Origin of the sequence: Proteiniphilum sp. UBA5463, assembly GCF_002427225.1 — a bacterium.
GTDB lineage: Bacteria > Bacteroidota > Bacteroidia > Bacteroidales > Dysgonomonadaceae > Proteiniphilum > Proteiniphilum propionicum.
In genome coordinates, this window is record NZ_DIQL01000045.1 from 1 (window position 1) to 25,583 (window position 25,583).

Annotated in this window: 18 protein-coding genes and 1 pseudogene; 5 read left to right on the plus strand and 14 right to left on the minus strand. The window is 43.8% G+C overall.

Annotated features, from left to right (window positions below):
* Positions 1–57 precede the first annotated feature (57 nt).
* Positions 58–141: a hypothetical protein gene (locus tag B3B27_RS11845; RefSeq protein ID WP_407681802.1), complete on the plus strand. Its 84-nt coding sequence runs from the start codon at positions 58–60 to the stop codon at positions 139–141.
* Here the strand turns inward: B3B27_RS11845 and B3B27_RS07385 are convergent.
* Positions 110–1,273 carry a dipeptide epimerase gene (locus tag B3B27_RS07385; protein WP_286847209.1) on the minus strand — a complete coding sequence of 388 codons (1,164 nt, stop codon included), beginning with the start codon at positions 1,271–1,273 and terminating at the stop codon, positions 110–112. The two genes, B3B27_RS11845 and B3B27_RS07385, sit on opposite strands and share 32 nt — an antisense overlap.
* A 22-nt stretch (positions 1,274–1,295) precedes the next feature.
* Positions 1,296–2,420 carry a C40 family peptidase gene (locus tag B3B27_RS07390; RefSeq protein WP_238868144.1) on the minus strand — a complete coding sequence of 375 codons (1,125 nt, stop codon included), beginning with the start codon at positions 2,418–2,420 and terminating at the stop codon, positions 1,296–1,298.
* 331 nt (positions 2,421–2,751) lie between these two features.
* On the opposite strand from B3B27_RS07390, the gene B3B27_RS07395 reads away from it, so the two are divergent.
* Positions 2,752–3,399 carry a protein-L-isoaspartate(D-aspartate) O-methyltransferase gene (locus B3B27_RS07395; RefSeq protein ID WP_238868145.1) on the plus strand — a complete coding sequence of 216 codons (648 nt, stop codon included), beginning with the start codon at positions 2,752–2,754 and terminating at the stop codon, positions 3,397–3,399.
* Positions 3,400–3,487: 88 nt separating this feature from the next.
* Here the strand turns inward: B3B27_RS07395 and B3B27_RS07400 are convergent, their stop codons facing one another.
* From B3B27_RS07400 to guaB, 4 genes are all read right to left on the minus strand, one after another.
* Positions 3,488–4,759, minus strand: a complete 1,272-nt coding sequence (locus B3B27_RS07400) for an LVIVD repeat-containing protein (protein ID WP_238868146.1) — start codon at positions 4,757–4,759, stop codon at positions 3,488–3,490.
* A gap of 16 nt (positions 4,760–4,775) precedes the next feature.
* Positions 4,776–6,071, minus strand: a complete 1,296-nt coding sequence (locus B3B27_RS07405) for an outer membrane beta-barrel protein (RefSeq protein ID WP_238868147.1) — start codon at positions 6,069–6,071, stop codon at positions 4,776–4,778.
* Between the two features lie 12 nt (positions 6,072–6,083).
* The gene (locus B3B27_RS07410) at positions 6,084–6,620 is read right to left on the minus strand and encodes an RNA polymerase sigma factor (RefSeq protein WP_238868148.1); all 537 of its coding nucleotides are present in this window, start codon (positions 6,618–6,620) and stop codon (positions 6,084–6,086) included.
* A gap of 264 nt (positions 6,621–6,884) precedes the next feature.
* Positions 6,885–8,363 carry an IMP dehydrogenase gene (guaB, locus tag B3B27_RS07415; protein ID WP_238868149.1) on the minus strand — a complete coding sequence of 493 codons (1,479 nt, stop codon included), beginning with the start codon at positions 8,361–8,363 and terminating at the stop codon, positions 6,885–6,887.
* 274 nt (positions 8,364–8,637) lie between these two features.
* On the opposite strand from guaB, the gene B3B27_RS07420 reads away from it, so the two are divergent.
* The gene (locus B3B27_RS07420; protein ID WP_238868150.1) at positions 8,638–9,270 is read left to right on the plus strand and encodes a peroxiredoxin; all 633 of its coding nucleotides are present in this window, start codon (positions 8,638–8,640) and stop codon (positions 9,268–9,270) included.
* Between the two features lie 193 nt (positions 9,271–9,463).
* On the opposite strand, the gene B3B27_RS07425 is transcribed toward B3B27_RS07420, so the two are convergent.
* Together B3B27_RS07425 and spt are read right to left on the minus strand one after the other, a co-directional pair.
* Positions 9,464–11,746 carry a DUF6259 domain-containing protein gene (locus B3B27_RS07425; RefSeq protein ID WP_286832604.1) on the minus strand — a complete coding sequence of 761 codons (2,283 nt, stop codon included), beginning with the start codon at positions 11,744–11,746 and terminating at the stop codon, positions 9,464–9,466.
* Between the two features lie 88 nt (positions 11,747–11,834).
* A complete protein-coding gene (spt, locus tag B3B27_RS07430) occupies positions 11,835–13,034 on the minus strand; it encodes a serine palmitoyltransferase (RefSeq protein WP_238868152.1) in 1,200 nt (399 codons plus the stop codon).
* Positions 13,035–13,248: 214 nt separating this feature from the next.
* Between spt and B3B27_RS07435 the strand changes: the two genes are divergently transcribed.
* Positions 13,249–13,770 carry a ferritin gene (locus tag B3B27_RS07435; RefSeq protein ID WP_238868153.1) on the plus strand — a complete coding sequence of 174 codons (522 nt, stop codon included), beginning with the start codon at positions 13,249–13,251 and terminating at the stop codon, positions 13,768–13,770.
* Positions 13,771–13,991: 221 nt separating this feature from the next.
* Positions 13,992–14,900, plus strand: a complete 909-nt coding sequence (locus B3B27_RS07440; RefSeq protein WP_238868154.1) for a TraB/GumN family protein — start codon at positions 13,992–13,994, stop codon at positions 14,898–14,900.
* Between the two features lie 43 nt (positions 14,901–14,943).
* Here B3B27_RS07440 and B3B27_RS07445 read toward each other — a convergent pair whose 3' ends face one another.
* From B3B27_RS07445 to B3B27_RS07470, 6 genes and pseudogenes are all read right to left on the minus strand, one after another.
* Positions 14,944–17,133: a glycoside hydrolase family 97 protein gene (locus tag B3B27_RS07445; RefSeq protein ID WP_238868155.1), complete on the minus strand. Its 2,190-nt coding sequence runs from the start codon at positions 17,131–17,133 to the stop codon at positions 14,944–14,946.
* A 68-nt stretch (positions 17,134–17,201) separates the two neighbouring features.
* The gene (locus B3B27_RS07450; RefSeq protein ID WP_286832610.1) at positions 17,202–19,736 is read right to left on the minus strand and encodes a glycoside hydrolase family 31 protein; all 2,535 of its coding nucleotides are present in this window, start codon (positions 19,734–19,736) and stop codon (positions 17,202–17,204) included.
* Between the two features lie 21 nt (positions 19,737–19,757).
* Positions 19,758–21,512, minus strand: coding sequence for a glycoside hydrolase family 66 protein (locus tag B3B27_RS07455; protein ID WP_286847210.1), 1,755 nt, complete (start codon positions 21,510–21,512; stop codon positions 19,758–19,760).
* Between the two features lie 59 nt (positions 21,513–21,571).
* Positions 21,572–23,014 (minus strand): SusF/SusE family outer membrane protein, encoded by a 1,443-nt coding sequence (locus B3B27_RS07460; RefSeq protein ID WP_286847212.1) that lies wholly within the window; start codon positions 23,012–23,014, stop codon positions 21,572–21,574.
* A 20-nt stretch (positions 23,015–23,034) separates the two neighbouring features.
* Positions 23,035–24,525, minus strand: a complete 1,491-nt coding sequence (locus B3B27_RS07465) for a RagB/SusD family nutrient uptake outer membrane protein (protein WP_238868159.1) — start codon at positions 24,523–24,525, stop codon at positions 23,035–23,037.
* An 11-nt stretch (positions 24,526–24,536) separates the two neighbouring features.
* A pseudogene (locus B3B27_RS07470) lies at positions 24,537–25,583 on the minus strand (TonB-dependent receptor); the annotation flags it as partial.

Here is a 25,583-nt window from a genome sequence, read left to right on the forward strand (position 1 = left end):
GTTTTTGCACAGACTGCCGAACGGTTCCGCTGGCTGACGGCCACGCGTAGTTCCATCCTGCAGGCCTCCCCCACTCATCCTGGGAAAACAACTGACCTGGATGCCACCTTCAACCGCCTCTTTGAGGAACTGGTAAAGTAAAAATGGGAAGCACACCGATTCCGGGCAAGTCGGAAGCGATCATTTTTCCGTTTTCAAGCTTTGCACCGTCGAAGCAATCGTTTCCTATCAGCAGCGCACCGTCGAGATCGGCAAAATCCATTCCCGGATAGATTTGTGATGCAGCAGAAATAGCGCAGGAGGTCTCCGTCATACAGCCCATCATCACCTTCATCCCCAGCGCTTGTGCCAGGGTGCGCATCTTCCACGCTTCGTGCATACCGGTACACTTCATTAATTTGATATTGATGCCGGAAAAGACACCTTTTAGTCGTTCCACATCGGCGAGCCGTTGCACAGACTCATCGGCAAAGATGGGGAGCGGGCTTTCCTCCGTCAGCCGGGCAATACTGTCTAAATCGGACTTAGGCATGGGCTGCTCCACCATCACCACCCCTCGCTCTCTCATCCAGAAGATCATATCCAGCGCCTCACTGCGCTCTTTCCATCCCTGGTTGGCGTCTACCGCCAGTGGCAGATCGGTTACGGAGCGGATAGCTTCAATCATCCGCTTATCATCCGGCCCTCCTACCTTTATCTTCAATATGTTGAAACGCCCCAACGCTTCGCGTGTTTTTTCACGAACCACTTCATCGCTATCTATACCAATAGTGAAAGTAGTATCCGGCACATTCGTTTTATTCAGCCCATACATCCTATGCCAGGGAGCACCGATAATCTTTCCTGCCAAGTCGTGCAGTGCGATGTCCACTGAGGCCTTGGCCGCAGTGTTAGCGGGAGCAATTGCATCAACATATAATAAAATCTCCTCCAGATGTGTGGGATCAGAGAATCCTGACAGATCTACCTTCTTCAGAAATTCAATAACCGAAGCCTGTGTCTCACCCAAATAGGGCGGCAAAGACGCTTCTCCATACCCTTCCAGTCCATCATACTCTATACGGGTAAGTACTACGGGTGTGGTTTTTCTTGAGAAACCCGAAATTGTGAATGTATGTCTCAGTTGTAAATCGTATGGAATCCAGGTTAGTTTCATTTTTACTGATGATTTTGCCGTTTTTTTGGAAGCACCGCTCAAAGTAAACGAAGGAGCTGCAAGAGCTGCAGCTATAAAAGCAGATGTTTTAAGAAACTGCCGGCGGTCTTGTTTCATCTTCAATATTACTATTTATTTGTTATTTATAAAAATTGTTCTTGAAAATCTCTTCAATGCCTTCACTGTCCACCTCACCAATGATTCTTTTGGTGCGCAGATAACGGTTGGCATTGAATTTGTCATATAACGGGCTGGGCGGATCTATACTGTTTACACGTATATAGTCGGATGCATGGATAAATTGTTTATTACCGATATAAATACCTACATGTACCACCCTCTCTTTTGGACTGTCTTCGGTAGCTTTTGAGCCGAAAAACAGTAGATCGCCAGGCTGAGCCTCGTCAAAACTACCTGTCTCATCAATTAGCTTGCCATACAACACCTGTTGGGAGGCATCGCGCGAGAGAATAACACCGTGCAGAAAATAGACCAATTTGGTAAACCCGCTGCAGTCGAGCCCCTTGGAAGAAGTACCTCCCCAGAGATAAGGTACGCCTATGAATTGCATAGCGCTTTTCACAATGCTTTCCCCGGTCAGTTCTATGCTGCAGCTCCACTCATCTACTGTTAAAGCATCCTCCTTTCTCACATACGCCTCGCGGCCATCGGGGTAAACCACCTCATAAAATTTACTCTTCCCCGGCTTAACTGTCAACATATCTCCTGCCACCAGATCGGATACGGGATAAGAACAGGTATTGTTATTTTCAAAAGATCGGGCATAAAGAGAAGTTATAATTATCTTCGGCTTCTGAAGATATCGCTGTAAGTCTGGTTTTGTCATCGCCTTTACCGAGCCGTTTATCCAGCCTATATATTTATCAGGAGTTTGAATGCGCAGCCATCCTCCTCTATTCTCCAATATCTTAACGGGCATCCCAAGTAATGACTGCGATACAAGTTCCGAATCATATCCGGGTTCAGATCGAATTGTTCCCACTGAATTATAAATCACACCCCATGTCTCATCACCCAACTCTTCACCAGGTAAAAGGCGAATGTTCTCCTTCACATTTGCAGATATTTTTTTTGCCCGCGACATCAATTCCATATACGCCGGCTCGCTTGTAGTTTCACCATTGAGCAGGATGGTATCAGACTGCTGAGAAGCCTCAACCCTAAACAATTCTACTCTGCTGTCGGGTGCATATTTTTCCCGAACCGATTTTATTAAAGATTGAATGTCGCTTTTCTGAGCCATAATAGATAATGATGAAAAGATCCACAAAAAGAATAAAAAAATTACTTTTCGCATGTTACTGACCAAATAATTTAAAACAACCCGAAATATACAATATTTAGTTCAATTTAATGCAAAACGATGAGTGTATTTAGGTAAGTAATAATGAAAGTATTTAGATAAGAAACAGAAAATCATTATCTTTGAATTCTCAAATTAATGTTTAGCTAATATGAGAACAATAAGAATAAAACATTATATTTCACTATTCATTATTGTCTTGTGTTGCACTGGATCCGTTGCTTGTGCATCTAATGCAACAAAAAGGCAAAGTGAAAAATCCAAGTCCCCCATGTCTGATACATTCCAAAACAATAACAGAGAAGCCGAAAACCTTGCCAAAGAACTGAAACGAAAAGGGATCAGGGACGAACGGGTTTTAGCAGCCATAGCCAAAGTGCCCAGACATTCATTTATTGATGAGAGTTTGAGGGAATTGGCCTATATTGATAAGCCGCTACCGATTGAAAAGGGGCAGACCATATCCCAACCATATACTGTAGCCTATCAGACCGAGCTGCTGAAACTGCAACCAGGTGAAAAAGTACTTGAGATAGGCACAGGAAGTGGCTATCAGGCCGCAATCCTTTGCGAAATGGGTGCTGAGGTTTACAGTATCGAGAGGTATCATGAACTTCATCTTACTTCGAAAAAAGCACTCAACAAGTTAGGTTATTATCCAAAGCTGTTTTTCGGTGATGGTTTTGAGGGATTGCCGGAATATGCGCCTTTCGACAAGATACTTGTTACAGCAGCACCTGATGAAATTCCGGAGAAGTTGTTAAGGCAACTGCGTATCGGTGGATGGATGGTTGTTCCCGTCGGGGGAAGGATGGGACAAAAGATGACCGTCATCAAACGCGTAAGCGAGGAGAAGTTCAGCGAGTCGGAGCATGGAGATTTTATCTTTGTCCCCATGCAAAAAGGCACCGAAGAATAAAAAATGAAATTAAGCCTTCTTACAGGTTAAACAAGACTGCCGCCGGATTTCTTCGGCGGCAGCAGACAATTGAGCCAACAGGGAAGTTTTATTTGCCGATAGGCAAACGACTCAGTTGTTTGATGTGTTGAAGATCGGTATAATCATATTGATAGATACCATCGGCGGCTATCATCATCAATACATTATTGACAGGGATCACGTCAAACCCATCCATATCTTTGAAATGTGCCAACCGGTTGGCCATGATGGTCTGCGGGTTGTTCGCGTTGAAGATCTGCAGGCCGTCGTCGCAGACAAAAAGTGTTCCATCGTCAATGCCGAGCCCTTTGGGGCTTTTCATGTTATAGGTCACAATATGCTTGGGTCGCTTCACGTCACTCACATCCACGATAATCAGCTCGTTGGCATCTTGTCCGCAAAATGTACCCGAACGAACCGTCACATAAGCGATATCGTTTTCCACCACAACCGGATCGCAACCGAACACGTGACTGATCATAGACTGGCGTTCCGGCTTTAAAGGATCTTCCATGGAGTAAATGATCATGCCCGTGGGTGTTCCCATAAACATGCAGTTTTTGTAGCTGAAGATAGTCTCTACATTGAATCCTATATACATATCTTGACCTACTTTTGCGGGTGCCTCACCCAACAGGTCGAAAATACCAAGCTGATTGTTCATCACGGTGTAAAGATTGTCGTGATAGATGGCGAATCGCGACATGGAACCGGCAATGCCTGTACCGGCACCCGCCTTTTCACCCACGGGAGCATACATGGCCCCATCATTTTGCAGACCACCCCATCCCCACCAGCGTGGTTTATAGTAGCGTACCAGCTCTCTTTTCTCCACCTTCTTCCAACCCACAACAATACCATTGTTTCTGTCCATCGATTTTTCGTAATCAATGCTGAATCCATTCTCCGTCGGAGGGAAAGCTTGTGGGAACACTTCTTCTTTTCGACCTTTATATACAGGCTTGGCGGGATCGCTGATATCGAACCAAACCAGATCTATATAAGAATCGGCATAGAGAATATTGTTGCGCACCTGCATGTCGGCATTTCCCAACAAATCGATAAACGCCACATTGCGAGGGCTCGACGGATTCTGGTTGTCAATCACATGAATACCCTTCTCCGGCTGAGAAATGTAAAGATAACCGTTAAAAAACAGAATCTTCCCCTGTTTTACGATGGGCTGAGGCTGCTCCACAGCAACGGCACTTCTAAACTCGCTCACAGGCATAAAAACCGGCTCGTTGATGGTGTAGGTAACGTACTCATCCACATAGTCCTTGCATCCGGTAAAAAGTAACAATCCGGCAATAAAAAATAAATAAGTCAACTTTTGCATACCCATATAGATTTAGTTATTTGAATTGTATCCTGACTCCTATATTCAGCCCGAATATCAGTGGGTTCTCCGTGCGGGCACTCATTGGCTGATTGTTCCTGAAATAATAGAGCAGTCTCGGTTCGCCAAACAAGTGCAGATTATTTTGTAACCGGTAGCTGAATCCGGCACCACCCTGAGCAGAGAACTGAAGACCGGCAATGCGGTTATATACATGGGTGTGATGCACTATACCTCCATTACCCTCAATTTCCTGTTTGTAAAAAGCACGAATCCCTTTTTCAATAGTAGCCCCACCTAACAGATATATGCTCCGGGGACCATCCTGCCATATTGTATATCGAAGGGTTAACGGTATCCCAATATAGTGCTGTTGTAATGTACCGCGATAAATGAAATGATCATTTCGCCTGAAGCGCGAGAACAGATATGTGTAGGACAGTCCGGTTTCCAGGCCTACATTCTTTCCGACGGGAAAATCAGCCGTCAGGCTGAATGAAACGGGAGGACGATGTTCTATATCGGTATAATCACCGGGACTAAGCACTTTGTAATTGCCTCCTGAACCTAAACCATCTCCGCTGTTAAATTCACCACCCGGAATAGGACTATCGTAGATCGGGTTACTCGCATCATAACCTCCGAATGAGAGATCCAAGGGAGTGCCGCCACTGCCCAACGCCGCAATCAGCGACCGAAGCCCCGGTTGTTCCTGAACAAGATTAGGAAGGTCGTTTTCCACAAAAATACTATCCGCCGGATATGTATTTACTACTTCGTGAGCTATAGTTCCATCGGACTTGGCTGCTTCTTCCAATTCAACAGGGAGTATGGATACTCTACTCCCTTCGGAATAGATCTCCGGCACATCCAATTCTTTCCCTTTTTGTCTTTCACTTATATCTGAAACAACTCCGGAAACGGCCACTTTCTTTTTCGTTCGTTTCTGAAGCTGGGTGTTCTGGGTGAGCAACGGGTCCTTTACTGGCTCTTCGATATGCGTAGAGATGGATTCTCCGGCAGAGGCAGCAGGCTGCGATTTGGCCATATCCACCGGCCTTTCTTGTGACATATGAACAGCATGTTCGTCTGTATAAGGATTCAGAAAGAACACCAATAAAGCCACCACGGCAACCACACCGGCAGCTGCCCACAACCAGTATGCGAAAACAAGTTTTCCCTGCCGGGGGAGCCTATCCGCCAACGATTTCCACAGATCGGGAGTAACGGGTATACGGTGTTCCCGTAATTTATCCCCAACTTCCCGCGAAAAATCATCCGGCATCACTTTATATCTATTATATGATCGCATCTTAGCATCCCCTTATTTACATTCCATTAAATGAATGACTTTCTTCTGTAATAATTGCCTCGCTCTAAAAAAGAACGACCGCGAAGTACTCTCGGGCATGTCCAGTAATTCGGCAATCTCACGATGGCTAAACCCCTCAACAGCAAACAAATTAAAAACTGCACGATAAGTATCGGGAAGTTCGCCGATGCATTGCATTAGCTCCTCAGCTGTGATATACTCCATATTAGGAGTGTTTTCATAATCTACCGTTTCAATATCCGTTAACAGTTCCTTCTGCTTTAACCGGTTCTTTTTTCGTATGTAATCGAGCGAGGTATTCACAAAGATTTTCCTTATCCACCCTCCGAAGGATCCTTTCCCCGAATATTGCCCTATCTCGGTAAATATTTTCAGAAATCCTTCCTGTAAAACGTCTTTAGCATCCTCTTCGTCGGGAACATAACGCCTGCACAGAGCCATCATAGTGGGAGCATACTGCTCGTAGACTTTTTTTCTCGCCCACAATTTTCCCTGCTTGCAAGCAAGTATTAAACGATGTTCCGACATAGAATTTCCCTGTTTACTATTAATGACGTTTTCAAGGAGCAAAACGTTGCATAAGACTTAAGGAAAAAATAATAAATCTGGGGTTACACAACAAAAGGGTCTATCACGATGTGATTTAACCCTCTCATTATCTGGACTATAAATTGAAGCAAAATGAGAATAAACTAATTCTCAGAGACTGAAGTTCTGTATTAAATTATCTGAGAAACTTTCCGGCGGAGCCCCTGCATAATGATTTGACATGCTTTGCCGGTAAATAAAAGATTATTCATTTCCCTTACTGTAATTAGGCGCTTCGCGGGTAATCATCACTCCGTGAGGATGACTTTCGGTATAGCCTGCAGAGGTGATCCGGGTAAACTTAGCATCGTGAAGTTTTTCAATATTCTCCGCGCCACAATAGCCCATTCCCGAACGAAGGCCGCCAACCATCTGGTAGACAACCTCTTGCAAGGTACCTTTGAATGGAACACGTGCCTCAATCCCTTCAGGAACGAGTTTTTTTATATCATCCTCCACATCCTGAAAATAGCGGTCTTTCGAACCTTGCTGCATGGCTGAAAGTGATCCCATTCCTCGATACGTTTTGAATTTTCGACCGTTAAAGATAATGGTCTCGCCTGGAGACTCTTCCGTACCAGCAAGCAATGATCCCATCATCACAGAGGTAGCACCTGCAGCCAAAGCCTTTACAATGTCTCCCGAATAGCGGAGGCCTCCGTCTGCAATAAGAGGAACATTTGTTCCTTTCAAAGCCCTTGACACCTCATATATGGCTGAAAGCTGGGGAACTCCAACACCGGCAATGACACGAGTGGTACATATTGAGCCGGGTCCTATTCCCACTTTTACAGCGTCAGCACCTGCATCTACCAGAAATCTTGCTGCATCGGCAGTTGCAATATTCCCTACCACAACATCAATTTCGGGGAAAGCTTTCTTAACCATCCTCAACATATCCGCAACACCTTGAGAGTGCCCGTGCGCTGTATCAATTACTATTGCATCGACTCCCGCTTCAACAAGAGCTGTTGCCCTATCAATGGAGTCGTTCGTAACACCCACTCCCGCTGCTACACGCAGTTGCCCCTGTTCGTCTTTGCATGCAAACGGTTTATCCTTCGCCTTCGTGATATCTTTATAGGTGATAAGCCCAACAAGTTTGTTATCAGAATCGACCACGGGCAGTTTCTCAATCTTGTATTGCTGAAGTATTTCGGCAGCGTCCTCAAGATTAGTTGTCTGACGGGTAGTGATAAGATTTTCTTTCGTCATCACATCATCAATCCTTTTATCCATCGATTTTTCAAACCGGAGGTCACGATTCGTCACTATACCCACCAATCTGTTTTCAGTGTCCACTACAGGTATTCCTCCAATTTTGAATTCAGACATAATTGCCAGTGCATCGGCAACTTTTTTGTCCGGTGCAATGCTGATAGGATTGAGTATCATTCCATTTTCCGCTCTCTTCACGGCACGCACCTGCTTTGCCTGGTCTTCGATACTCATATTTTTATGTATCACTCCAATACCTCCCTCACGAGCAATTGCAATTGCCATTGTGGTTTCGGTAACAGTATCCATAGCTGCCGAGACCATTGGAATATTTAGCGAAATATTTCTGGAAAACCTTGTGGTGAGATCCACATTCCGGGGAAGAACCCGAGAGTAGGAAGGAACTAAGAGGAGGTCGTCAAAAGTCAGACCTTCCATAATTATTTTATCTGCAATAAATGACATAAGCTTTACCTATTTTTTTTATTGCATGCAAAAGTAGCTATTTTTTTGCGATTTTATCTGTTTGATGATGTTAATTTTACTGATAACGACAAACGTTTTGCCACAGATATCGAATAAAAGTCTTATCATAATTGAAAGGTAGGCGGATTAAGTATTTCATCTCCCCCTGATTTATAAAAATTTTCTATGTATCATATATACCTGAAAATTTTTATGCCGTTTCTAAAACCTTTATCTTTGAACGACAAATTGATAACATTTAATCATTTTTATTATGTCAGTATTAGTTGGAAAGAAAGCCCCGGCATTCCGGGCCCAGGCCGTTATAAACGGTTCGGAAATAGTAGAAAATTTCTCTCTTGAAGATTATATCGGGAAAAAATATGTTGTTTTTTTCTTCTATCCAGCAGATTTTACATTTGTTTGCCCTACTGAGCTCCACGCGTTCCAGATAAAACTGAATGAGTTCGAAGGCCGAGACACCGTTGTGGTGGCAGCATCGACAGATTCAGCCGTTTCGCACTGGAAGTGGCTGCAAACGCCCAAAAACGACGGAGGTATACAGGGTGTTACCTATCCTATTGTTGCAGATCATTCATTGACTATCTCCATGGCATATGATGTGCTGGCCGGAGAGTATACCATGGATGATTCTGGCAATACGCTTTTTGAAGGTTCGCCAGAAGCTTACCGTGGACTCTTCCTGATAGACAAGGAGGGAATTGTACGTCACCAGGTTATAAATGATATGCCTCTGGGCAGAAGTGTAGATGAAATACTACGGGTAATTGATGCGCTGCAGTTCACCGAAGAGCACGGTGAGGTTTGTCCTGCGGACTGGCATAAGGGAGACAAGGGACTTACTGCAACGCAGGAAGGTATTGCTGATTATTTGTCAGAGAAGTAACTGTCAGGATATGTTCGGCAAAAAGCCTGTACATACCAGGCAACCACACTGCAAGTCGTACAAATAAGAGTAAAGATATCAGCAGGGAAGTAATCTGTCTGAAAGGCAACAACGGAAGGAAATTGATTTTGATTCAACCCCTTCCGTTTTTTGTTTGTGAAGGAGGCCTCCTTAAGGCATATCTCATCACTTGTTATAGTTGCGTTATTTCAATAATTGATAAAGCTTTCGAAGGTAGAAAAATGTTTATTTCTATTATACCCTCTGAATAATATCCCAGTAGCTTTTTCCCTTCATTCGTTCTTATATAAATTTTACCTGCCGGCGGTAGATCATAATCTTCAGCATTAAACGTAAATTCAACCGGAACAGTATAATCACTTATACTGGCCAGTGCTATTCCCAAATCTCCATCATCTGCTTTCCATGCTCCCGAATATAACAACGGGACACTTTTTTTAAAAGTAGTCACGTTATCATCCTTTCTTCCTGCGTATATAGATAATCTTGAAATATCTATTTCCCCATTTGGAACTTCCATCCGAGGGGGCCTCAAAAATTTCCCGTATAACAAGTATTTCAGACTTTCGTACCGTAAACGGGCAATATTTAACAAGTAGTCAATTTCCTCTTTTCTTTCTGTATCCAAAAAACTATTATAATTGGCTATAGTTGTTTGAATACCCCAGACAAACGATTTTGCCTGTTCCATTAAAAATTGTTTATTGAATTTCTCATCCAGTAATTGCCCGGCCTTTTCAGGGGCAAACTCTTCTGGCCATAACTCATCATAGGGAGGGGTAACCAACGAGGAATAGCTCCCGAAAGTAATTCCGTATGGATGATATACTGCCTGAAAAAATGGTATTGTTTCCGCATCTCCCACACCTGCATATCTCTCCCTGCTAGCCTCAAGGGTTAAAAAAGCATCCAGGTAAGGAAGCCAGTTCTCAGCCGAACCCTCACCTGTGAAAACAGGTTGTCTTTCTCCAAAATCTTTGGACTGTATCTGTTTGATCATCTTCCCCGAACTGTTCACCCAATAATTACCTCCTCCGATGGCGTGACCATGTTTTTTATCATAGCACATCCTACTCAAACAGGTCTGATCCATATAGACACCATCAGCACGGTAAATATTCACAACACTATCACACAAAGAGGAATAATGATTCCTCCAAAATTCTGTACCCACACACATATTTATCAGTGCGTTACCTGTAAAGATATTATAAACATGTGATAGCATATTACCTCTCCTGTCTTTTACCGTATATGGTTCTATCTTCCCTGATTTCCAACTCTCCGAAGCATCTCCCCATTGAATTGCGTTCATATATACCAATGAATGAACGCCTGAATGGCGGGCCGATTCAATAGCGTGGATAAACGACTTGCTTCCTTCTCTTGGAGGCAAGTATTCAGGGAAATTATTATCGTAGGAGCAATTATGCCACCAATGCCAAAGGACATTGACAGGGAGTCCCAGCTTTTTTCTTAATTCAACTGCGGGTTGAAGCACGTTTTCAGACCGTCCTCTGTTCCATACCCACAGAGCTGTGTTTTCCAACCAGACGGGAGTAAGCCTGTTTCTCATCCTGCTTTCCTTGACCCATCTTTGCTGTACAGCCCACTCTCCGTATATCTCCGCTACATCAAGCCAGTCGCCGGAAAAACAGCCTATAACAGACTTATAAGCAGGCGAATAAGACACTAATGATGAATCAGATGAGGGATAATTAATCATTCTGTAGACTAAAGTATTAAGAGAGTCAAACGTAAGCGAAAAATTTTTCGCAAAAGAGAGAGAGTCGTCACATGAAGCATAAAAACCGGCCTTCTCCGGATTATAAATCGCAATTACCTGACTGGAAAGTGCACCGGGATAGATCCATTCCATTTTTCCACTTCCTCTTTTTAGTGTTTTTCTGGGTTCAGCAAACAAACTACCCATCCATGTAGGGATAACCAACTCTTCGTTTTCCATCTCGTTTAACCCTGCAATCTTGGGAAATGTCACACTAGTTAATTCGTGCCCATTCAATCCTTCAACAGATATGTTCCAGTAAGAAAACGCTTTGCTCTTATCAAGGGTGACTTCTGCATTCACTCTTAATTTGTCCATTTCACCGAAATCTTCCCAACATAAAGAGAGTGTCAGTGCATCTAACTTTGAATATGAAAATTTTAAAGGAGAAATTTCATCTGCATAAGACAAGCCGGTCTTATCGGTATTGAAACAGATCTCCCAGGGCAAACCAATTACAACATTCTTGTTTATAAACTCATAGCCACTAACTATATCATTAAAGAGAATCAGCTTACCTGTTTTCTCTTCAAAGCCCAGTTTAATTTTTCCATTTTCAATGAAAACTACTTTATCGGAGAAAAGACTGGCTTTACATTGATAAAAAAGAGTGGTAAAAAGTAGAATGAAGATTCCACAAGAAAAACAGCTTACCTGTTTTTTATTCATTATTTTTCCTCGATATTTTTCTAAAGTTTTCTGCCTGTTTATTTGTCTGGTTAGCAGGTCTCATCACCTTTGTCACATCATATGCTAATCAATTTCCTTGCAGAATATTCATCTTCTTAAATACTGCAGTGATATGATCTATGGAGTAGTCGATCTGCTCCTTGGTATGAGTTGCCATCAGAGAGTAACGAATAAGGGTATCGTTGGGTGCAACTGCTGGTGAAACAACCGGGTTTACAAATATCCCATCTTCAAAGAGCAGTTTGGTAATCAGGAAAGTTTTATCATTGTCGCGTACATAAAGCGGCATGATGGGTGTTGAGGTAGGCCCTAATTCAAAACCTCTCTCTTTAAACTGGTTAATAGCATAGTCGGTAAGCTCCCACAACCTCTTCACCCGTTCTGGCTCCGACTTGAGAATATCAAGAGCGGCTGAAGCTGCAGCAGTGGCTGCCGGTGTTATACTTGCACTGAATATGTTGGTACGGGCATTGTGTCTCAGGTAATTGATAACAGGATATTCACCAGCGATAAAGCCGCCAATGGATGCAAGAGATTTGCTGAATGTACCCATCACCAGATCCACATCGTCGAGCATCCCGAAGTGGTCACACACGCCACGCCCGCTGTACCGCTTACCGAGAACACCCAGGCTGTGCGCTTCATCAACCATTATATTGGCATTGTATTTGCGCGCCAGCCTCACTATTTCGGGTATATTGGCCAAGTCCCCCTCCATACTGAAGACACCGTCTACAACAATCAGCTTTACTTTCCTTGGATCGCAACGTTTCAGTTGTTTCTCGAGAGATCCCATATCGTTATGACGGTATTTATACTTTGTAGAGAAAGATGTTCTTAATCCTTCAATTATTGAGGCGTGGTCACGTTCATCCCAGATGATAAAATCGTCTCTTCCGGTAATACATCCAAGAACACCTTCATTTACGGTAAATCCTGTAGAGAAAACAATTGCCTCATCTTTATTCACAAAGTTTGCCAGTTTTCGTTCCAGTTCAAGGTGAATATCGAGTGTGCCATTAAGAAAACGTGATCCGGCCATTCCTGTACCATACTTCTCTGTAGCTGCAATTGCGGCCTCTTTTACTTTCGGATGATTTGTAAGACCTAAATAGGCATTTGAACCGAACATCAGGACTTTTTTCCCGTTGATGACAACCTCTGTGTCCTGATCGCTTTCAATAGCCCGAAAATAGGGATAGATGCCTGCAGCTTTAGCACGCTGTGGAGCATCATATTTCATCATTTTTTCTCTTAAGATATTCATTTGAAAAAAATTAAAAAAATAGGCTTCTACCTAAAACAGTACCGGAAGCATCTATCTTTTACGAAACTAATGTACAAAGATAACAATTAATTTAAAATCCAGGAAGTATCAATTTTTTTTTGAATTATCCAAAGCAGTCTGGATACTTCTTTTTAAACATTTTTGAATGAAAAGCGTTTTAACGACATAGATAATAACAAAAACAATTATAATTATGGTAAGTAAAGAATTAGAATCTGCAATCAACAAACAGATAAACGCCGAATTCTGGTCGGCCTACTTATATCTGTCCATGTCCTCTCATTTTGCTAATGCCGGATTGCCCGGTTTTGCCAATTGGTTTAAAGTACAGTTTCAGGAAGAACAAGATCACGCACTTAAGTTCATGAATTATCTTATAGCCAAAGGAAATAAAGTGGAATTAGCACCTATTGAAAAGGTAAGCACATCATGGGATTCAGTGCTTAATGCTTTTGAAGATACACTGGAGCACGAAAGAGTTGTTACCTCGCTTATAAACAATATTGTTGCAATAGCCAGGAAGGAAAATGATTATGCAACCGAAAACATGCTGCAATGGTTCGTAAACGAACAGGTTGAAGAGGAGGAGACTGCCCAGGGCGTGATTGACGCATTGAAACTTATTGGCAATAACGGCTTTGGCATTTACACCATGGACAAAGAGCTGGGAAATAGAACATATACTCCCATTGACACAAGCATATCTGCTCAATAAGTCGCATCATGAATTAATATAAAAAATCAGGGAATATGTTGAGTCTCCCTGATTTTTTATATTATAATTGAGATTATCCAGAAAGCCCTGAATATGATATGTCTATTCACAATTAGCAAACAGACATGATGTATTGCTGCTAAGTGGCTACATAAAAACATAAGGAGACTTATGAATTGGAAATAAATAAAAAAATTACTAACTCGCCAAAAAAACGAATAATGAATGACAAAAAAATTTTAAGTGTTTTATTAACGCTTTTTCTGTTGTTATCCTGTTCTAATTCATCAGTTAGCAATGCAGGCTCACTGTTATGGAAAGTGTCCGGCAACGGACTTGAAAACCCATCCTATCTGTTTGGCACACACCACCTTGTCCCTATATCAATTCTGGACAGCATTTACGGTATCCGCTCCGCTTTTGAAAATACTAAGCAGACCGTTGGAGAACTGGATATGAGTGATATGGCAGGCATGCAGATGCAAATAATGAGCCAGGCGGCAATGCCTGAAGGAGTAACTTACAGCTCATTACTTGACCACGAAGAAGAGATGTTGCTTGATAGTATGCTCCGAGACGTTTTGGGAGTTGGGCTGGAAAAGCTGGGGATGCTTAAACCTGCAGTTCTTACAAATTTAATTTCTATCTCTCTCTTTCAGAGGTTTTATCCTTCTGCTGCTTCTGCACAAAGCCTCGACCAGTATTTTCAGGATGAAGCAATAAGGCTTTCCCGTCCCGTGATGGGGCTGGAAACAGCTCAAGATCAGATAGACTTGTTGCTAAATATTCAAACATTACAAAGGCAAGCCGATATGTTGATATGTATGGTGAAGCATCCCGACTTGTTGAAAGAACAGATGGACGATCTTCAGGTAGCATATCATGCCCAGGATATTGATGCACTGAGAGAACTATATGACAAAGAGATACCTGACGACCCGTGTCCCAACACCGATGCAGAGAAAAATGCATTGAATGGTGATCGCAACCGTAAATGGCTTGAGAAACTGCCGGCAATCATGAAGGAGAAGTCTTCATTCATTGCTGTGGGATGCTTGCACCTACCAGGAGAGGAGGGCTTAATTGAAGGTCTGAGAAAGTTGGGATATACTGTTGAGGCAGTAAGATAGCAAAAAGCGGGGTGCTTTGATGTAAACCCCGCTTTTTCACAATTTACAGTTTCTTTAATCCTTTGACCTGCACTTTATCCTTTACTGGAAACAGGCTAATAGCAAAACCACCTCCAGCTACCGCTTGCTGTATCAGTTCGGATTTATCAGTTACGACTACCTTGCGGATAGTGTAAGCCTGTGGATTGGTCTTATAGTTAGCATCCTTTGCATCAGCATATATCGTAGCAATATATTGTTTGCCGGGATCCAAAAAATCGAATGAGATTTTAGAAGTAAACTTGCTATTCCCCGTGGTATTGCCGACGAACCAGTTATTTGTTCCTTTCTCCTTTCGGGCAACAGTAATGTATGCTCCCGGCTCTGCTTCGAGGTATAAGCTTTCATCCCAATCCAATGCCACATCTTTGATAAACTGGAATGCATCGGGGAAACGCTCGTAATTCTCCGGAAGATCGGCAGCCATCTGCAATGGACTACTCATTGTCACGTACAATGCCAGCTGATTGGCGATGGTAGAATTGCAGTGCGACTGATTGTTGGGATTGATTTTAGAAATATCCATTTCGAAAATACCCGGGGTATAATCCATCGGCCCGCCGATAAGACGCGTGAAAGGCAGTACTGTTACGTGACTCGGCTTGTTACCCCCGAAAGCCTGATATTCTGTTCCTCGTGCCGATTCGTTGGCAATCAGGTTGGGCCAGGTACGTGAAATACCAGTGGGACGTACAGCCTCATGGGCATTGACCATGATCTTATATTCCGCCGCCTTCTCTATCGCATACTGGTAATGGTTGTTGATCCACTGACTATAATGGTTCTCACCACGGGGAATAATATCCCCCACATAACCGCTCTTCACGGCAGGATAATCATACCTGTTCATCAATTGATATGCCTTATCGAGATGGCGTTCATAGTTTCGCACCGAAGATGATGTTTCATGATGCATGATCATTGCTATGTTCTTGTTTTTCGCATAACGGTGTATCTCCTCAATATCGAAATCAGGATAGGGCGTTTGAAAATCGAAAACAAAATCTTTTGAATTACCGAACCAATCCTCCCAGCCAATGTTCCACCCTTCCACCAATACACCATCCATCCCATGCTTTGCCGCAAAGTCGATATATCTTTTTACATTGTCTGTAGTGGCTCCGTGTCGTCCGTGAGGTTTTACCACAGAATAATCCGTAACACCTATATGAATACTTGGCAAATCATGCGTATAGGACCAGTCGCTTTTTCCGGTAATCATTTCCCACCATACGCCGACATACTTCATGGGTTTAATCCAGGAAGTATCATCAATCTTCGAAGGCTCATTGAGGTTTAATGTAATATTGGATGCCAGGATATCACGTGCATCGTCACTTACGATAATCGTACGCCAAGGTATTGTGCAGGGAGTTTGTAAATAACCTTTTGCTCCGTTGGCATCGGGTGTGATCCAGGATTGAAAGATGAAATCATGGTCATCCAGATTCAGGTGCATGGCTCCATAGTTAATCAAGGCTGCTTCGTGCAGGTTGATGTAAATGCCCTCGGCTGTTTTCATCTGCAATGCAGTTTGTACACCTGTATCAGAAAATCCAGTCTGAGAGAGGTTTTCCTGTCTACCCCCTTCATTGAGGCCTCTGATCTCCGATAATTTGGAAATATTATAATCATATTCCTGGGTATCATAGTCGCCCGGAATCCAGTAAGCGGTATGATCTCCGGTCATAGCAAACTGGGTCAACTCTTCTTTGACGACAAAGTAAACCAGATTCTTCTGCTGCGGAAATTCATACCGAAACCCAAGTCCGTCGTCAAACAGACGAAAACGGATCACCATATCGCGATCAGTATCCTTCTGGTTGAGTGTTACCGCCATCTCGTTGTATCGGTTGCGGATCTCTTTCGTTTCACCCCATACGGGCTCCCATATCTCATCGAATGAACTGTATTGTACCTCAGCTACATTGAATCCGTCGTACAAAGATGTTTTGGGATCTTTTTTACGATTAATTTCAGAACCGAACTCCACCTTGTCGCTTCCAATCAGCTCAAGGCCCAATTTACTTGGATTGATCACCGTTTTCCCATTATATTTTAAGGTATACACCGGCGTTCCTTGTTGATCGACAAAGAAATTCATCTCCAGATCACCGTTTGGTGATCTCAGATTCTGTGCCGCTATGATGCCGGCAATCAGGCAAAAGTATAATAGTATAAATATTTTCCTCATATGATTAAAATTAAGACATGAGAACCAAGACAAAAAACCGGACCTTCATTTGTCTATAAGTTCCTTATTCATAAGTCTTGGTTACAATGGATTCTTTTATATGCTTTTTTAATTAATATGGTTATCTTTTTTCTATGATCGGGTATTTTCACTCGACACTCATTCGACTCCTCGCTCCACCACCATGCTATAGATGAAACATCGTTCTCCGCTGTGCGGTAAACAGAAGCTTCATCCGTTTTTTTGGCTGTTTTACCATTCACGGTGACCGAAACAGGCATTTTATCGAGATGATAAGCCAGGATCATGTTCCTTTTGTCCGATTGTTTGAATCCATTATCCGACGGTACAATTTCCGTACGGTATCCGTCGGACAGCGTAGTACAGGTAAACCGCGTTCTTGAAGCGATGTTATCGAGATACTCGAGGTTCTCTCCCTCATCTTCATAGAGTTCGAATTCTGCCGTTTCATCTTCATAGTCGGGAAAAATATGAATAAACAACGGATAGTCTTTCTTTTCGTGGATATATTGCATTACCGGCATCATCGGGACGATGGAGCCTTTCTTTACAAAAATGGGAATCACATTTAAAGATGCACGATAAGCAATTTGCTGTCCACCCAAATAAACGGTTTTTTTGTCGTTAAAATCAATCCATTCCCCTTCGGGCAGATAGAGACGCTTTACCCTTTCTCCCTTTTTCAATACCGGCGCTACAAGCAGTTCTTCACCAAACATAAACTGATCTTCAACCTTCAGTGCCACTTCGTCGTAGGGATATTCCATAAACAGCCCCCTCATAATAGGCAATCCTGTATCATGCGCCTTCCGGGCATAAGTGTACAGGTAAGGAAAGAGCTGATATTTCAATTCGATGGCAGCTTTGCTGTTTTTCTCAGCTGTTTCTCCAAACATCCAAGGTTCTACCGCATTATCACCTTCGTGATGAGCACGGCTCAATGGATTAAAAATGCCAAACTGCATCCACCGGGTGTAGAGTTCTGCCGTTGCCGGGTAATCGGTAATATCACCGCAATAGCCAGAAATATCTGTTGTCCAGAACGGAATACCTCCCAATCCGGCAGAGATACCGATCGCCACCTGGTTCCGTAGTTGCCCCCACCCTTCGAGGAGATCATTGCCATTGCCGCTATCGCCACTCCAGCCAAAGGTATAGCGCTGGAGTCCGGCATAAGCTGCACGCGTCATCTGGAACACCCGTTTGCCCGGGTTCCTCTTTTCAAACTGCTCTTTTACTACCTTGTCCCAGGTCAGTCCGTACACATTGTGAATCTCACCGTGCATACCGATATGGTGCCGCATATGAAGTCGATCAATGTCCTCCTCATTGCTCCATGCCGGTTCGCCCATATCTGTCCAGAATCCGGCAGCTCCATCATTTAATGGTTTCTGCTGGTACTCACCCCACCAGTCGGTCACCTCCGGAATGGTAAAATCCACCACCCCACAGTTACCTCCCCATGGCCAGGGCATATCATACGCTTTCCCTGTTCGGGAATCCTTTACGAAATAACCGAGACTGTCGGCTTCTGCCCACTGTTTCTTATTTGCTTGAGAGATCACCGGATCCTGTGAAAGAATCACTTTAAAACCTTGCTCATTTAAAGTAGAGAGCATTTGCTTCGGATTGTTGTAATTTTCCTCTCTCCATTCAAAATTCTGCAAATATTGTGTCCAACCGATATCCTGATAGATTATATCGCATGGAATTTGACGCTTACGGAATTCGGCAGCCACCTCCAGTGCCTGCGCTTCTTTCGTGTAAAGACCACGACTTTGCGAGAAGCCAAACGCCCACTTAGGCGGCATAATAGGTTTCCCTGTCAGGGAGATATACTGACTCAGGATATCCTTATAATCTTTCCCGAAAATAAAGTAATAGACAAATGCTCCGTCTGGTGCCTCAAACGAATAATATTCATTGGACTCTGTACCAAATTTGAATTCTGTTTTATAAGTATTATCAAGGAAAATCCCATATTGGTAACTACTCATAAAGAAGGGTATACTTTTATATAGCGGATCCTCGTTTACACTGTAGCAGGGGCGGTCGCTGTTCCACATCTTGTATTCCCGTCCGCGTCGATTGAGAGGCCCGGCCTTTTCTCCCAAGCCGAAAAACTGTTCGTCGTCTCGCAATACCTTGTAAGCTTTCTTCGCCGTGGAGTCAGACACGTGACCGATCTCCTTATAATCACTGAACAACAGTTTTTGCCATTTATCAAAAATCTGTAGTTGCATCGGGCTCTTGTTCATCCTGATACGGAGCCTGGAAGTGTATATCTCGTAGGATGATGGTTCGTCGTTCACCGTTATCTTCCCCATATTTTCGAGGTCCTCATTGATTACTGCAAACGATTTATTTTTGCAAACAAATGTGCCATGGGGATCGAACCATATTTTCACGACAGAGCTGCTGAGAAAATCCAGTGATAGCCTCGATCCATCATCCGCATTAAACACAACCCTATTTCCCTCTTTTGTATATGAGGTGACCTCCTTCACTCTACCACCTTGTTGTGCATAGATGACAAAAGGAGTAAAGAGAATCAGCAGTAATATAAATTGTAGATACTTCATCAAATTTCTTTTACATGATAGTTAATACTCGATGACAATCATGTCCCAATATTTCAACGACGGAAGTGTCAATCTGACTTCATTCTCTGCCTGTGTGAAGTCGAGCGTTCTGGCTGCCCCACCGTTTATATCCGGCGAAGCAAACCAGACATTTTTCACTTCACTGTTCACTGTAACTTTTATTCCCGCGCCGATGATCATCGCTGGTTCTTTCTGGATTCCATTGGTATCTCTCCATTCCATGGAATTTACATCAGAGAAATTAAGGAAATGAATCACTTCCTTGTCTGAAAATCTTTTGCCGGTAACGGCTACAGTCCCCTGTGATGAAGGCCAGCTTTCGAACCTGGCCCGATTGTCGACCGACTGCACACTAAACGAAGCAAACGCTCCTCCGTCACGTAAAAGATTCTGATAAGCCACAAGGAAATCGTAGTAACAAACCAAAGCCTCCTTCAACTCTCTCTTCATCTGCAGGTTAGAATTTGGAAAATATTCGTTTGCCAGGTAGTGTTCACCCAGTTCAAGGTGAGCCCCTCCGAACGAGAATATCACCGCATTGGTCAACAATACACCCGGTGCATTCACATAACCAGAACTGTTGGATTTTGCATAGTTAACATAAGCAGCAAGCACGGTCTGTTTCTTGTTATCAGCATAAGCATTGTTGTCATGAATCACTTCTGCCAGCTCTTCGTAAGTTTTGCTTTCATCCCACACTTCGGTATAGAGAAAGTCTACTTGAGATTTGGCAATATACTTTTGTCCGTATTGGCCAACCGCGTTCATCACCAACCGCTTGCCAGGTTCGTACTGCTTCATGGCAGCAACAAAGGGAGCATAGGTTTCATCCAGCTTCACCACATTGCCCTCATAATCGTATACCATTCCCCGGTTACCTAACTGATCAATATGATAACCGTCGAAATCGAATACCCGGTATACATCGTTATGACGTGCTATGAGATAGTTCTGCCACGCATTGTTTGCCGGATTTGTGAGGTAAATGCTACTGCGAAAGGGGGAATCAAGATGGTGACTGTCTTTGACTGAGCGGTTGGAATCCTTGAAAATATACCACTCTTCCTTTACACCATCAGCCGCCGCATTGTTCAATGCGCCAAATGCGAGATTGTAAAACATCGCTTTCATTCCTCTCCCATGTATGGCATCAATATAACTTTTCACTGTAGAGAGATAGTTGGTACGACCAATGAGATCGGGCCACTGGGACAGCGGATTATCCACGGTTCCTGCCAGCGGGCGGTGGTGGGCGTGCAACCAGTCATAAAATTGAACCCCGTTGATGTGGTAACGGTTTAAAATCTCAATATTTCTCCCAACCTGCATCTTCGACAGATCACCATATGAAGAGAGATAGCCGTAACGAGGAAACTTTGTCCAGTCGGAAGAAACATCCACAGCAATGGTGTGATAAATCTTTTCTCCTTTTTCATCAACTTCGTAAATATCCACCATATACCCTTTGAAATCTTCTGACGGAGTATTCCATGACCAGGTTGTTCCTTGCAGATCTTCCTCCTTTATTACTTTTCCCAGGTGCGAATAACGCACTTTTGGGTTGCCGGAAGGTTTTTCTTTCAGCGTAAAACGGACAGTCTCCCCTGGTTTGTATACCGACTTATCAGTAGTTATGTCGACCGACAGATAGGTATCGCCGTAAGTTATCGGATTATTTTTTGTATCATAATCATCTTTGCATGAAGTCAATGTCAGCAAACAGATAAAAAACAGGAAGGTGATTTTTTTAATCATAATTTGAATCAGGGATCTGCCACACCTTTCATCCGATGTGGCAGATCATCCCTGTTTGTTTATTGTTTTTGAATGGTGATGGTTTCTTTTAACTGATCGAGTTCGATTTTATAAGTGCCGGATTCCGAAATCCTCCACTTGTAGTCCACGCCAGCCCCGGGATAATTAAACAACATCTGTTCTGTCTGCCCCGTAGGTGATTTATCTGCTTCGCTCGCAATAAACCAGGCACCATTCCAATCGGATTGCTTGTCGCACGTAAACTTCAGCTCTCCACCCTTAAGTGATCCGCTCCATGTGAACTTGTAGGGATCGGCTGTGGCCGTCATAGGGGTAGCATTGCCAATATCCCATCCATTGGGTGAAGCATCGCCTACGAGGTAAACCATTTCAAATGGCACAAATGGAACGATATCTATCTTCATGTCCCGTGTATCCAGTTTGATTTTATATACGCCGCCAGTAATGTTCCATTTATAATCAGGATCACCCGCCCATTTGTCCACATCGAGGCCTATGCCTTCTGCTGTCTTATCAACAGTGGGACGGAAAAAGGGTGCGTCCCAGTTTCCTGCTGCAGTTCCTATTTTAAATTCACCCCCGGCTGAAAGGTCATCATTGTAATGGAAGATAAACGGATCCACAGGATTCACGGCCATCGGCTGAAAACTCCATCCGGTGGGATTGCCTACAAACCACAATTCGCTATATTCCGGTCCTTCACCTCTTACAATACTGATTGTCATCGTAATCAAATTCACTTTTACCGTATAGGTTCCTCCTTCAGTTATTTCGAACTGTTCGTCGTAGGGATCATCAAAACTTTCGCGCAGATAGAGTTTCGTATCGCTCTCTCCCTTGTTATAAGAGGGAGCAAACTCTCCCAGCGTGGTGATAAATTTAACATTGCCAGGCGAAAGCGATCCGGTCCAGGTAAACCCTTTGGGAACATTGCTGATGGGGCGCATTTCTGTGGCTTCGCCGGCATTCCATCCGTTGGGTGTAGCATCACCCAGCATGTACAGTGTCTTGGTAATCGGTTTGTGTGTTTTGACCGAGAGGCGTTGCAGGTTCGAAATCTCCGGTTCGATACCCTCTGCAGCGATAGTAGCAATAACACGAGCCTCCAGCACTACCTCCTTATTTACTTCAACACCAAAATTATTTAGCAATATCTCATTCAGCTCTTCGTTCTTGTAAATTTTTTCGTATACACCCCTTCCCAAATCAATCGATACGCCTCCTGCAAAGTTGTCACCCTGCAAATCCATCTGAAAGGTATAGCTGATTCCGGCATTGGTACCTTGGTTGGAACCGGTTGTCCATGACAATTTCAGGGCTTCCGAAGTCGGATTTGCAGCATCCAGCTCGATTTCAGCCGATGAAGCAGTTATTTCAAGGGGACTGCTTCCCTTGTCCAGTTCCATGTAATTATCGTCGGCACACCCTACAAACAGTGTGACCCACAACGACAGTAAAAATAGTAATCTGTATATCTTCATAACAGTCTCTCTTTTTGATATTAATATCCTTGATTTTGTGTGAGATTAGGATTGGCATCCCTCTCCTTTTGCGGGATAGGAAACAACAGGTGTTTCTGCGTCGCGTTGATTTTACCGATGGAGTGCAGGAAATCCAAGGCATATTGTCCGTTATCCCACCTGATGATATCGAACCAGCGATGTCCTTCGAAGGCCAGTTCAATGCGACGTTCATTTCTGATTTTCTCTCTCATCTGTTCGGTTGTGAGATTCTCCACATCTCCCCGATTTGTCAGGCCTGCTCTTTTACGCACCTGGTATAATGGTTCTTCTGCTTCTGTTGTTCTTCCCAGCTCATTCAGCGCTTCAGCTTTCATCAACAACACATCTGCAAAACGCAATACCACGATGTTCGCTGAGTTGGTATTATAATCTGGAGAAACGGACAGTGGCACAAGGAACTTCCGAACATTGTAACCCGTGTTCGACATATTTGCTTTGTATGATTTGCCGTCGAAATCAGGGCCTCCCTCATACAAGACAGTTTTGTCTTTACGCAAGTCCCCATTCTCATATTGGTCCACGAACTCCTGTGTCGGTTGGTTCCAGCCATAAGCACCGCCAACCCATCCTGTATTACGCGGACCCATGTAGGTACTTAGCCAGTTGGCCTGGTTTTCATCACTCCAGAAACCAGCCTTGGTCAGTCCGTAATATTGCACTTCAAACAGAGACTCTGCTGTGTTCTTATGCCGTTCCTCACCCCCGAAGCTATCGCTGTAATCGGAATTCAGGGTATAACCGAGGCTCTCTACCAGCTCACTCATCTGTAGTGATTCTGCATACATTCCCAATGTCAGATAAACCTTTGCCAGCATGCCGGCAGCCGCACCCTTGGAAGCACGGCCGATGTCGCTTCCCGAATATGCTTCCCTGACCGGCAACAATTCAATTGCATCCTTCAAGTCAGGAATTATCACCTCGTTGTAGATGGTCATTTTGTCGGTACGCTCGGGCAGCAGGTTGTCTCCAGGCTTCGGTGTAGAGACCGTCATCGGGACATCTCCGAAAAGCTGCACCAGAATGAAATAATAGTTGGCACGAAGAAACTTCGCTTCTCCGATAGAACGGTTTTTCAACGATTCGTCGATATCCATCTTCGGCACATTTTCCAATACCGTATTGCAGTATAGTATCCCGGGATTGGGACCTCGCCATATGTCCAGTGCAGCTGCATTGTCGGCTGTAGCTACAAAATTTGCCAAGGTAACAGTCTCTATCCCGTCGGTGCCTCCACCAGCACCCACTTCGCTGTTTCCTGCAATGATATCGAGCGTCCAGATTCTCATGTTGTATAATTTGGGACGCTGTAGCGGCTGATAAGCCCCATTTACCAGGGCAATAGCCGACGCTTCGTCCGTGAGTGCCTCGGCACTTGGGTCTTCATACGGAACTTTATCCAAAAAATCGGAGCAGGATCCAAAGAGTGTCAATACCGATAAAAGTCCAATTATATATGCTATTTTTCTCATATTGTCATCGATTAAAATTGAATATTTAGGCCTAAACTGATTGTACGTGTTACCGGATAGGTGCCGAGATCTACACCTCCTGCCCCTACTTCAGGATCAAAACCAGAATAACCGGTCAATGTAAAGAGGTTCTGGCAAGAGAGATAGAGTCGTGCCATACTTAGTTGAGCCTTCTGTGCTACTGATTTCGGCAGCGTATATCCTAACGTGAGATTTTTCAAACGAAGGTATGATCCATCCTCGATAAACCGGTTGGAATGGCGTACATTCTGATTGGGGTCACTGTAGACAGCACGCGGAACACTGTTACTTGTTCCTTCTCCTGTCCAGCGGTCCAACACCTTTGTCGTCTGGTTCTGCGGGACTGACATACTTTCCTGCCATATTCTGTTGGCATTGTAAATGTCGTTTCCGGCCACACCCTGGAAAAAGACCTGCAGGTCGAAATTTCCGTAAGCAAAGCTGTTGTTCATGGAGAACGTCCATTCAGGGAATGGATTACCGATAAAGGTACGGTCATCGGCATTGATGACTCCGTTGTTGTCAAGATCACGAAACTTGATATCGCCAGGTGCTGTTCCGCCGGTTACCTGCGTAGCATACCGGTCCACCTCCTCCTGATTCTGGAAGATGCCGTTGGTTACATAACCATAGAACGCGTTCACAGGTCGTCCTTCGGCACTCACCTGCACTTTAGTCATATTGATATCCCCACCGGTAAACAGGGCAATACCGTCATTCATTTTGATTACTTCATTCTTATTGTAAGAAACATTGAAATCGGTATCCCATTCAAACTGGCCCGTGAGGTTTCTGGAGGAGACAGTCAGCTCAAGCCCTTTGTTCCTAATCTCTCCGGCATTTATACTCGGCACGTAAATGTCTGAATAACCTGTAGTGATGGGTACTGACATCGGCACCAGCATATCGCTTGTGTTTTTTAGGTAAGCATCAAGCGTCAGATTAATCCGTTGATTCAATAAAGAGAGATCCACCCCGGCATTAAACTGCCTTACCGTCTCCCATTGTACATCCTGATTGGGCATCACCAGCGGATA

Excerpts from the sequence above, each read along its gene's own strand:
- B3B27_RS07385 (WP_286847209.1), bottom strand. The coding sequence starts at position 1,273 with ATGAAACAAGACCGCCGGCAGTTTCTTAAAACATCTGCTTTTATAGCT.
- B3B27_RS07390 (WP_238868144.1), bottom strand. The coding sequence starts at position 2,420 with ATGGCTCAGAAAAGCGACATTCAATCTTTAATAAAATCGGTTCGGGAA.
- B3B27_RS07395 (WP_238868145.1), top strand. The coding sequence starts at position 2,752 with ATGTCTGATACATTCCAAAACAATAACAGAGAAGCCGAAAACCTTGCC.
- B3B27_RS07400 (WP_238868146.1), bottom strand. The coding sequence starts at position 4,759 with ATGCAAAAGTTGACTTATTTATTTTTTATTGCCGGATTGTTACTTTTT.
- B3B27_RS07405 (WP_238868147.1), bottom strand. The coding sequence starts at position 6,071 with ATGCGATCATATAATAGATATAAAGTGATGCCGGATGATTTTTCGCGG.
- B3B27_RS07410 (WP_238868148.1), bottom strand. The coding sequence starts at position 6,620 with ATGTCGGAACATCGTTTAATACTTGCTTGCAAGCAGGGAAAATTGTGG.
- guaB (WP_238868149.1), bottom strand. The coding sequence starts at position 8,363 with ATGTCATTTATTGCAGATAAAATAATTATGGAAGGTCTGACTTTTGAC.
- B3B27_RS07420 (WP_238868150.1), top strand. The coding sequence starts at position 8,638 with ATGTCAGTATTAGTTGGAAAGAAAGCCCCGGCATTCCGGGCCCAGGCC.
- B3B27_RS07425 (WP_286832604.1), bottom strand. The coding sequence starts at position 11,746 with ATGAATAAAAAACAGGTAAGCTGTTTTTCTTGTGGAATCTTCATTCTA.
- spt (WP_238868152.1), bottom strand. The coding sequence starts at position 13,034 with ATGAATATCTTAAGAGAAAAAATGATGAAATATGATGCTCCACAGCGT.
- B3B27_RS07435 (WP_238868153.1), top strand. The coding sequence starts at position 13,249 with ATGGTAAGTAAAGAATTAGAATCTGCAATCAACAAACAGATAAACGCC.
- B3B27_RS07440 (WP_238868154.1), top strand. The coding sequence starts at position 13,992 with ATGAATGACAAAAAAATTTTAAGTGTTTTATTAACGCTTTTTCTGTTG.
- B3B27_RS07445 (WP_238868155.1), bottom strand. The coding sequence starts at position 17,133 with ATGAGGAAAATATTTATACTATTATACTTTTGCCTGATTGCCGGCATC.
- B3B27_RS07450 (WP_286832610.1), bottom strand. The coding sequence starts at position 19,736 with ATGAAGTATCTACAATTTATATTACTGCTGATTCTCTTTACTCCTTTT.
- B3B27_RS07455 (WP_286847210.1), bottom strand. The coding sequence starts at position 21,512 with ATGATTAAAAAAATCACCTTCCTGTTTTTTATCTGTTTGCTGACATTG.
- B3B27_RS07460 (WP_286847212.1), bottom strand. The coding sequence starts at position 23,014 with ATGAAGATATACAGATTACTATTTTTACTGTCGTTGTGGGTCACACTG.
- B3B27_RS07465 (WP_238868159.1), bottom strand. The coding sequence starts at position 24,525 with ATGAGAAAAATAGCATATATAATTGGACTTTTATCGGTATTGACACTC.